General features: G+C 51.8%; 10 protein-coding genes and 1 pseudogene. 8 read left to right on the forward strand and 3 right to left on the reverse strand.

Translation table 11 applies throughout. The features are described 5' to 3' along the window. Both Q1M25_RS05990 and Q1M25_RS05995 read left to right on the forward strand, forming a co-directional pair. A pseudogene (locus Q1M25_RS05990) lies at window positions 1-86 on the forward strand (isochorismatase); the annotation flags it as partial. Window positions 87-99: 13 nt separating this feature from the next. Next, window positions 100-600 carry a GNAT family N-acetyltransferase gene (locus Q1M25_RS05995; protein WP_300482906.1) on the forward strand — a complete coding sequence of 167 codons (501 nt, stop codon included), beginning with the start codon at window positions 100-102 and terminating at the stop codon, window positions 598-600. A 55-nt stretch (window positions 601-655) separates the two neighbouring features. Here Q1M25_RS05995 and tehB read toward each other — a convergent pair whose 3' ends face one another. Both tehB and Q1M25_RS06005 read right to left on the reverse strand, forming a co-directional pair. Further along, complete coding sequence (tehB, locus tag Q1M25_RS06000; protein WP_049330918.1) at window positions 656-1,525, reverse strand: SAM-dependent methyltransferase TehB; 870 nt, start codon at window positions 1,523-1,525, stop codon at window positions 656-658. Between the two features lie 12 nt (window positions 1,526-1,537). Further along, window positions 1,538-1,927 carry a PH domain-containing protein gene (locus Q1M25_RS06005; RefSeq protein ID WP_003678731.1) on the reverse strand — a complete coding sequence of 130 codons (390 nt, stop codon included), beginning with the start codon at window positions 1,925-1,927 and terminating at the stop codon, window positions 1,538-1,540. 119 nt (window positions 1,928-2,046) lie between these two features. On the opposite strand from Q1M25_RS06005, the gene rnhA reads away from it, so the two are divergent. From rnhA to Q1M25_RS06020, 3 genes are all read left to right on the forward strand, one after another. Next, the gene (gene rnhA / locus Q1M25_RS06010; protein ID WP_049350717.1) at window positions 2,047-2,484 is read left to right on the forward strand and encodes a ribonuclease HI; all 438 of its coding nucleotides are present in this window, start codon (window positions 2,047-2,049) and stop codon (window positions 2,482-2,484) included. Between the two features lie 321 nt (window positions 2,485-2,805). Continuing rightward, window positions 2,806-3,204 (forward strand): HIT domain-containing protein, encoded by a 399-nt coding sequence (locus tag Q1M25_RS06015; RefSeq protein WP_300482913.1) that lies wholly within the window; start codon window positions 2,806-2,808, stop codon window positions 3,202-3,204. A 73-nt stretch (window positions 3,205-3,277) separates the two neighbouring features. Next, complete coding sequence (locus Q1M25_RS06020) at window positions 3,278-4,474, forward strand: LD-carboxypeptidase (protein ID WP_300482915.1); 1,197 nt, start codon at window positions 3,278-3,280, stop codon at window positions 4,472-4,474. Between the two features lie 63 nt (window positions 4,475-4,537). On the opposite strand, the gene serC is transcribed toward Q1M25_RS06020, so the two are convergent. Continuing rightward, window positions 4,538-5,644, reverse strand: coding sequence for a phosphoserine transaminase (serC, locus tag Q1M25_RS06025; RefSeq protein ID WP_263340986.1), 1,107 nt, complete (start codon window positions 5,642-5,644; stop codon window positions 4,538-4,540). 344 nt (window positions 5,645-5,988) lie between these two features. Between serC and rimP the strand changes: the two genes are divergently transcribed. The 3 genes from rimP to Q1M25_RS06040 all read left to right on the forward strand — a co-directional run. Further along, complete coding sequence (gene rimP / locus Q1M25_RS06030) at window positions 5,989-6,420, forward strand: ribosome maturation factor RimP (RefSeq protein ID WP_003685973.1); 432 nt, start codon at window positions 5,989-5,991, stop codon at window positions 6,418-6,420. A 27-nt stretch (window positions 6,421-6,447) separates the two neighbouring features. Continuing rightward, complete coding sequence (nusA, locus tag Q1M25_RS06035) at window positions 6,448-7,953, forward strand: transcription termination factor NusA (RefSeq protein WP_049330906.1); 1,506 nt, start codon at window positions 6,448-6,450, stop codon at window positions 7,951-7,953. A gap of 11 nt (window positions 7,954-7,964) precedes the next feature. Next, window positions 7,965-8,618 (forward strand): translation initiation factor IF-2 N-terminal domain-containing protein (locus Q1M25_RS06040; protein ID WP_300482924.1); only part of this gene is annotated, 654 nt, incomplete at its 3' end.

Here is an 8,618-nt window from a genome sequence, read left to right on the forward strand (position 1 = left end):
TTTCCAATGTCGAAAGTATTTTGTTCCAACTGCTCGGCGATGCCAAACATCCGGCCTTTAAGACTATCTCCAAACTGATTCAATAACAGGCCGTCTGAAATGCAATACACCATCCGCCCTGCCCTGCGCCAAGACTTGCCCGCCATCGTCGATATTTACAACAGCACTGTGGCCACGCGCCAATCTACGGCCGATTTGTCGCCGACCACGGTTGCCGAACGCGAAATATGGTTTGCCGCGCACACAGACAAACGCCCGATCTACGCCCTTTACGACACCGACGGCACCGTATTGGCCTGGGGCAGTTTCAGCGACTACTATCCGGGCTACGCCTACCACATCAGCGCGGAAGTCAGCATTTATGTCCGCCACGATATGCGCGGCGCAGGTGTGGGCAAAATCCTGTTGCGGCACATGCTCGAACGCGCGCCGTCCTTAGACATCCGCAACGTCATCGCACTTGTGTTCGGCCACAACTATCCGAGCCTGAACCTGTTTCACCGCTTCGGTTTTGAAGAATGGGGACGGCTGCCACAAGTCTGCGATTTGGACACCATGTTGGCAGATGTGGTAATTTTGGGTAAAAATATTGTGGATTGATTACGACAAAGGCCGTCTGAAAACTGAATTCAGACGGCCTTTTGACGGTAAAACCTTATTCTGGTTTCTTCGCCAGCATGGTAACGAATTTAAACTGAATCGGATTGCCGAATTCGTCTTTCGCGTGCATCGAGCCCAGCTCTTCCTTGTATTCCACCAATTCCCAATCTTTATAGTATTCGCGCAACTCGCCCTCGCCGAACTTGAACGGGAACGGCATCGGGCAAGGGAAATCTTCCGTATCCATCGCAGACACGATCAGGTTGTAGCCGCCTGGGTTGGTGTGTTCCTTCATATTGGCAATCACGTCAGGAACGTAACGCGGCATCAGGAACATAAACACCACGGTCGCCACCATATAATCGAAGTTTTCCTGAATATTGGCGGCATTGAGGTCGTATTCAAACGCGCGGACATTCAGTTCTTCAATACGCGCCAGCTCTTCCACGTTTTGAACCGCGTTCGGATTATTATCGACAGCAGTAACGTCAAAACCTTTCAAACCCAGATACAGCGCATTGCGGCCCTGACCGCAGCCCATATCCAAAACCTTGCCGACGGGCACAATGCCCTCGGCGGCGCGGACGGCCGAATGTGTCGCGCTCATGCCGTATTTCTTATTGAAATAGTCCGCCGCCTCGCAGTAAAACGACAGTTGGATTTCCGTGTCTTGCGTTTGCGGCGCGATAAAGTGCCATGCTTGCGGATGGATAATCCAATCATCGCTTTCAGGCGTCAGCTCGTGCGTGGCCGTAATATTGCCCGCTTCGTCCACTTCGTTGAAGTTCAGACGGCCTTGGAGGACATTGAGGCAGCCCCAAGTACCGGCGGCGGTATTGTGTTTGGACAACAAGGCTTCGGGGATCTCGTCCGCCGTCCATACCGGCATCTGTTTGTAACAAAACAATTCTTGCTGTTCGCTCATCATGTTTCCTTTCTATTTTGACGGTTTCAACACGGCTTCTGCCAAGGCTTTTTGAATGGCAATCACGCTCTTGTCGCTTTTAAATTGCAAGGTTTCGGTCGGCGCTTCGCCGGAAGAAACCCAAATCTTCAGCTCGGCATCCAAATCGAAATGACCCGAAGTTTCCACCGAAAAGCGCGATACGGAACGATACGGAATCGAACGGTAAGACACTTTCTTACCGGTCAACCCCTGCTTGTCCACCAACACCAGCCGATATTCGGTAAACACAATCAAATCGCGCACCAGGCTGAATGCCATTTTTACCTGTTCGCCATCAATCAGGATATTCGCCAAATCGCGTTCCACCGCATCGGCGTCTTTTTGCGAAGCATTGCCCAAAAGGCCGCTGAACAATCCCATATCTGCCTGCTTTCTATACGAGTGATAAGTGCAGGGTATTTTACACGCGCAAACCGTATTTGCCGATATTTCAGACGGCCTTATGTTATGATACCGCCTTATTCGACAAAGACATGCCCATGGATAAACCCGTTTACCTCTACACAGACGGCGCATGCAAAGGCAACCCCGGCGCAGGCGGCTGGGGGGTATTTATGCGCTACGGCACACACGAAAAAGAACTGTTCGGCGGAGAAGCCGAAACCACCAACAACCGCATGGAGCTGACCGCCGTCATCGAAGGCCTGAAATCCTTAAAACGCCGCTGCCAAGTCGTCATCTGTACCGACTCGCAATACGTCAAAAACGGCATGGAAAGCTGGATACACGGTTGGAAAAAAAACGGCTGGAAAACCGCCGCCAAAAAACCGGTCAAAAACGATGATTTATGGAAAGAGCTGGATAGTCTGGTTCAACAGCACGATGTCCGCTGGACGTGGGTCAAAGGCCATGCCGGACACCCTGAAAACGAAAAAGCCGACGAGCTCGCCAACCGAGGCGCAGCAAAATTTGCATAACACTTCACCCATGACTGTAATCAAATATCTCAAACCATTCTTTTGGATTGCCATCATTGCATTGATTTGTGTGACGCCAATAGCACTTATGTTCGCCTATTCGCCCTTTCATGATGTCAATGATTATTTTAACTTTGGATTGTGCGATCACATTGAGAGTGCCGAAGAATGTGACGACTTAATCACGCCCGCCTATTTATTTTGGTGGTTTATACCCAAACCGTGGCTTTTCGCATTCATCACGCTGACTGCTATTTACCTCGTTCTAAAAATTCTGATTGAAATCATCCGATTCCTATTCAGACTGAGAAAGAAAAACCCATGACCTGCCCCATCTGCACTGCCGACAACGAAGATATTTTGCTGCAAACGCCAAACCTGCGCGTGATCGCCGTCCACAACGAAGCCGGCGCACCGGCATTCTGCCGCGTTATTTGGAATAACCATGTTTCCGAGATGACCAACCTTTCCCCTGCCGAACGCAACGAAATCATGGAAATGGTGTATCAGGTTGAAGCCGCAATGCGCCAAGTCTTCCACCCGGCCAAAATCAATTTGGCCAGCCTCGGCAATGTTGTGCCCCACTTGCATTGGCACGTCATCGCCCGCTTTGAAAACGACGCCAACTTCCCCGCGCCGATTTGGGCCGCGCCTGTACGCGAACACGGCATGACCCTGCCCGAAAATTGGCCGGAACAAATCAAAAACTTAATCGCTTAAACTTTCAGACGGCCTGCAAGGTCCGACACGCCCAGTTCAGGCCGTCTGAACATATAACGAAAGGAAAACCTCAATGACTTCCACCACGCGCCGCCATTTCCTGCGCACCTGCTCTGCCGCGGCAGGCGCAGGGTTGTTGCAAGCCTGCGGTACAGGCACGACCACCACGCCGCAAACCAAATCCACTTCCACCACCGCGAAAGCGAAAACCGTGCAACCTAAGCAACCCCATCCGCCACGTTCCGGCGACAACCTCCTGCGCGTTGTTGCGCCGTCAGGCTTCGCCGAAGACCCCAACCGCGTGACCACCGGCCTGACCCGCCTCTACAACGCAGGCTTTACCGTGACCAACCAACAAGCAGGCAGCCGCCGTTACCAACGCTTTGCCGGCAGCGATGCCCAACGCGCCGCCGATTTCCAAGACGTTGCCAGCGGCCGCGTCGAAACGCCTAAAGTCTTGATGGGCCTGCGCGGCGGCTACGGCGCGGCACGCATCCTGCCGCAAATCGACTTTGCCTCACTCGGCGCAAGAATGCGCGAACGCGGCACATTGTTCTTCGGTTTCAGCGACGTATGCGCCGTCCAACTCGCCCTGTTGGCCAAAGGCAATATGATGAGCTTTGCAGGCCCGATGGTGTACAGCGAATTCGGCAAAGCAGACCCCAGCGTCTTTACCATGGATTCTTTCATCCGCGGCACGACCAACAACGTCAACATCGTTGATGTTCCAACCATCCAACGCGCCGATGTCAACGTAGAAGGCACATTGTGGGGCGGCAACCTCAGCGTTCTCGCCTCCCTCGCCGGTACGCCTTACATGCCCGATATTCAAGGCGGCATCCTCTTTATCGAAGACGTCAGCGAGCAACCCTACCGCATCGAGCGCATGCTCAATACGCTTTATCTGTCAGGTGTTTTGCAAAAACAACGCGCCATCATCTTCGGCGATTTCCGCATGGGTACCATCCGCGACGTGTACGACTCCAGCTACGATTTCTCCGCCGTCGTCAACCACATTTCGCGCACTGCCAAGATTCCTGTGTTGACCGGCTTCCCATTCGGCCACATCACCAACAAAACCACTTTCCCGTTGGGCGCGCATGCCAAAGTCCGCAGTACCGGCAACGGCGGTTATTCCGTCACCTTCAGCGGCTACCCTACGCTGAACCCGTCCGCGCTGACGCTCAACAACCTGCTGCCGCCTCCTGTTCCGACTTACGACAGCAGCACTATCTACCGCGACAGCATCACTGAAGAAGTGACCGAATAAGGCTTATTCAAATAAAAAGGCCGTCTGAAACCCAGTTTCAGACGGCCTTTTTATATCTTCATCTTAACCGTAACGTCGTTGGAAATCTTTCATAAAGTCGGCCAACGCGTTCACACCTTCAAGCGGCATCGCATTGTAAATGCTGGCACGCATACCGCCGACGGTTTTATAGCCCTTAAGCAGGCACAAGCCCTGCAACTCGGCTTCCAACACAAAGCGGCGGTCCAAGTCTTCGCTTGCAGTTTTGAAGACCACGTTCATTTTGGAGCGCGCATCAGGATGGATATCGTTGATGTAAAAACCGCCGCTGCCGTCTATCGTCTCATACAAGGTTTGCGCCTTTATTCGATTGACCGCTTCAATTTTTTTCACACCGCCCTGCGTTTGCAGCCAGCGGAACACCAAGCCCGACATATAAATCGCATAAGTAGAAGGCGTGTTGTACATACCGTCGCGGTTGATGTGCGAACGGTAGTTGAACACATCAGGAATATCGTTCGGACAACGCTCCAGCAAATCCTCGCGGATAATGACCACGGTCGCACCGGCAGGACCGATATTTTTTTGCGCACCGGCATAAATCAAGCCGTAATCGGACACATTAAACTCACGAGACAAAATCTCGCTCGACATATCACACACCAGCGGCGGCAGGCCGTCTGAAAGTTTGGGGACGTTTTGATACTGCAAGCCGTTTACGGTTTCATTAATCGCAAAATGAACAAACGCGGAATTTGGGTTGACATCCCAATCCTCAACCGCAGGCAGGTTTTTATAGGCATATTGCTCGCCACCATGCGCGGCCAAACGGATTTCGGCATTGCTCAAACGGCTCATCTGCTCATAGGCAATGCGGCTCCAGTTGCCTGTTACCACCGCGTCGGCAGTCGCAAAACCGTGCGCCAAATTCATGGCCACCATATTAAATTGCGTGGTCGCACCGCCCTGTAAAAACAGGATTTTATAGTTGGACGGAATATTCAAAAGCTGGCGCAAGTCTTGTTCGGCATGATGCAGAATACTCAAAAACATATCCGAACGGTGACTCATCGCCATCACGGGGAAACCCGTACCGTTGTAGTCGAGCATTTCCTGTTGCGCGGTACGCAATACCGCTTCCGGCAATACGGCAGGACCTGCGGAAAAATTGTAAATCGGGTGTGCGGACATGGCGGCCTTCTTTCTTATTCGGTGGGTATAAAGAAATTGTAGAACCGCCTTGCACATTGTGCAAGCACGAAAAATCAGAAAATCCAAGACCGTCTAAAAACAAAGCAATACCAATTCTTTGTTTTCCAAAATAATTTCAAAACCATCATATCAAAACTTGTCAACAATTTCCTTTTCAGACGGCCTCGACCCTACCCTTTACATTTAAGCAATCACTTCAAAAAAATTCACGCCAAATCAACACTTTTCTTTTATCTTGAAAACAGTTATAATAGGCCAATTTTTCAAATCACACGAAAAATGGCCGCGCGGCCATTTTTTTGTTTATGTACTTCTGGAGAAGCATGGATATTCAAAGCATTCTTGATAAAACCCTGCCCGGCTTGGGCTACGAGCTGGTCGATTTCGAACTGACCGCACAAGGCGATTTGCGCGTTTTCATCGATAAAGAAGGCGGCATCACCGTCGAAGACTGCGCCACTGTCAGCAACCATCTGAGCCGCGTGTTTATGGTTGAAGACATCGACTACAAACGTTTGGAAATCTCCAGCCCGGGCCTTGACCGTCCGTTGAAAAAAGCCGCCGACTTCGTGCGCTTTGCCGGCCAGAACGCCAAAATCAAAACACGCCTGCCGATTGATGGTCAGAAAAACTTCATCGGCCGCATCGAATCTTGCGAAAACGACATCGTTACCGTCTCTTTCGACGGCAAAACTGCCCAAATCGAATTGAGCAACATCGACAAAGCCCGTTTGCGCCCCGAATTTAAATTTTAAAAACCGATTACTTGGAGATTCTAGAAAATGAGTCGCGAAATGTTACAGCTAGCCGAAGCGCTGGCAAGTGAAAAAAACGTTGAAACGGAAGTCGTATTCAAAGCCCTTGAATTCGCCCTCTCTACTGCCGCCAAGAAAAAAGCCGACCGCGAGCACATGGACGTGCGTGTCGAAATCGACCGCGATACCGGCGAATACCAAACCTTCCGCCGCTGGCTGATTGTTGCCGATGAAGACTACACCTACCCCGACGTAGAAAAAACCATCGAGGAAATCCAAGAAGAAATTCCCGGCACCACCATCCAAATCGGCGAATACTACGAAGAGCAGCTGCCAAACGAAGGCTTCGGCCGCCAAGCCGCGCAAACTGCCAAACAAATCATCCTGCAACGCATCCGCGATGCGGAGCGCGAGCAAAACCTGAACGAGTTCCTCGCTTCTAAAGAAGACATCGTTTCCGGTACGGTAAAACGCGTCGAGCGCCACGGCATTATCGTTGAAGTTGTCGCAGGCAAACTCGATGCCCTGATTCCGCGCGAAGAAATGATTCCGCGCGAAAACTTCCGCAGCGGCGACCGCATCCGCGCCCTCTTCCTGCGTGTGGACGAAATCGGCAATACCGGCCGCAAACAAGTCATTTTGAGCCGTACCAGCGGCGACTTCTTGGCCAAACTCTACGCCAACGAAGTGCCTGAAATTGCAGACGGCCTGTTGGAAATCCGCGAAGTAGCACGCGATCCCGGCCAACGCGCCAAAGTTGCCGTTAAAGCCAACGACCAACGCATCGACCCGCAAGGTACTTGTATCGGCGTGCGCGGTTCCCGTGTTAACGCCGTGAGCAACGAATTGTCCGGCGAACGCATTGACATCGTATTGTGGTCTCCAGAGCCTGCCCAATTCGTAATGAATGCGCTGTCTCCTGCCGAAGTGAGCCGCATTGTAATTGATGAAGACAAACACGCCGTTGACGTGATCGTTGATGAAAACCAACTGGCGCTGGCCATCGGCCGCGGCGGTCAAAACGTCCGTCTGGCTTCCATCCTGACCGGCTGGCAGCTGAACATCATGACCGTTGAAGAAGCCGACGAACGCAATGCCGCCGAAGACGCGGTTATCCGCAACCTCTTCACCACCCACTTGAACATCGACGACGAAACCGCCGATATTTTGGTGGAAGAAGGCTTTGCCACTTTGGAAGAAGTTGCTTACGTTCCAGCGGCAGAATTGCTCGCCATTGACGGCTTTGACGAAGAAATCGTTGAAACCCTGCGCAACCGCGCACGCGACGCTATCCTGACCATTACCATCGCCGCAGAAGAAAAACTGGGTGAAGTGTCTGAAGACATGCGCAATTTGGACGGCGTAGATTCCGACATGTTGCGCAAACTGGCCGAAGCCGGCGTTACCCAACGCGATGATCTGGCCGAATTGTCTGTTGACGAATTGGTCGAAATTACCGGTGTTGACGAAGAAGAAGCCAAAAAAGTGATTTTGGCTGCACGCGAACACTGGTTTACTGAAGAAAACAACTAAGGGGGTACTGAATGAGTAATACAACCGTAGCGCAATTTGCCGCCGAACTAAACCGCCCCGTCGATGATTTGCTTAAACAATTGAAAGAAGCCGGGGTCAATAAAAACAGCGGTAATGACAGCATAACCACTGACGACAAACAATTGCTGACCGCTTACCTGCAAAAGAAAAACGGCAGCAACAGCGGCACCATCAGCATCCGCCGCAAAAAAACCGAAGTCAGCACCGTTGACGGCGTAAAAGTAGAAACACGCCGCCGCAGCCGTGCCGTTACTATTCCTTCTTCCGAAGAATTGGCAGCGGAAGCCAAAGCCAAAGTAGCAGCGGAAAACCAAAAAGCCGAAGCAGAAAAAGCAGCCTCCCAAGCTGCCGAAGAAAAAGCCAAAGCTGAAGCAGAAGCTGCCGCCAAAGCCGAAGCCCGTGCTAAAGCAGAGGCCGAAGCAGCCAGACTGAAAGCAGCCAAAACCGCACCAAAAGCGGAAGGCAAACCTGCCGAAGCCAAAAAAGAAGAAGCCAAACCGGTTGAAGCCGTAGAAGCTAAGGCCGAAGCAAAAGTTGAAGCTAAAGCAGACAACAAGCCGTCTGAAAAATCCGTTGAAGCTGAAAAACCAGCCGAAGCCAAGAAACCTGCCAAAGCCAAACAAGACAAAGGCAGCAAAGGCAAA

This window comes from uncultured Neisseria sp., assembly GCF_951230505.1.
In the GTDB taxonomy this organism is placed as follows: Bacteria; Pseudomonadota; Gammaproteobacteria; order Burkholderiales; family Neisseriaceae; genus Neisseria.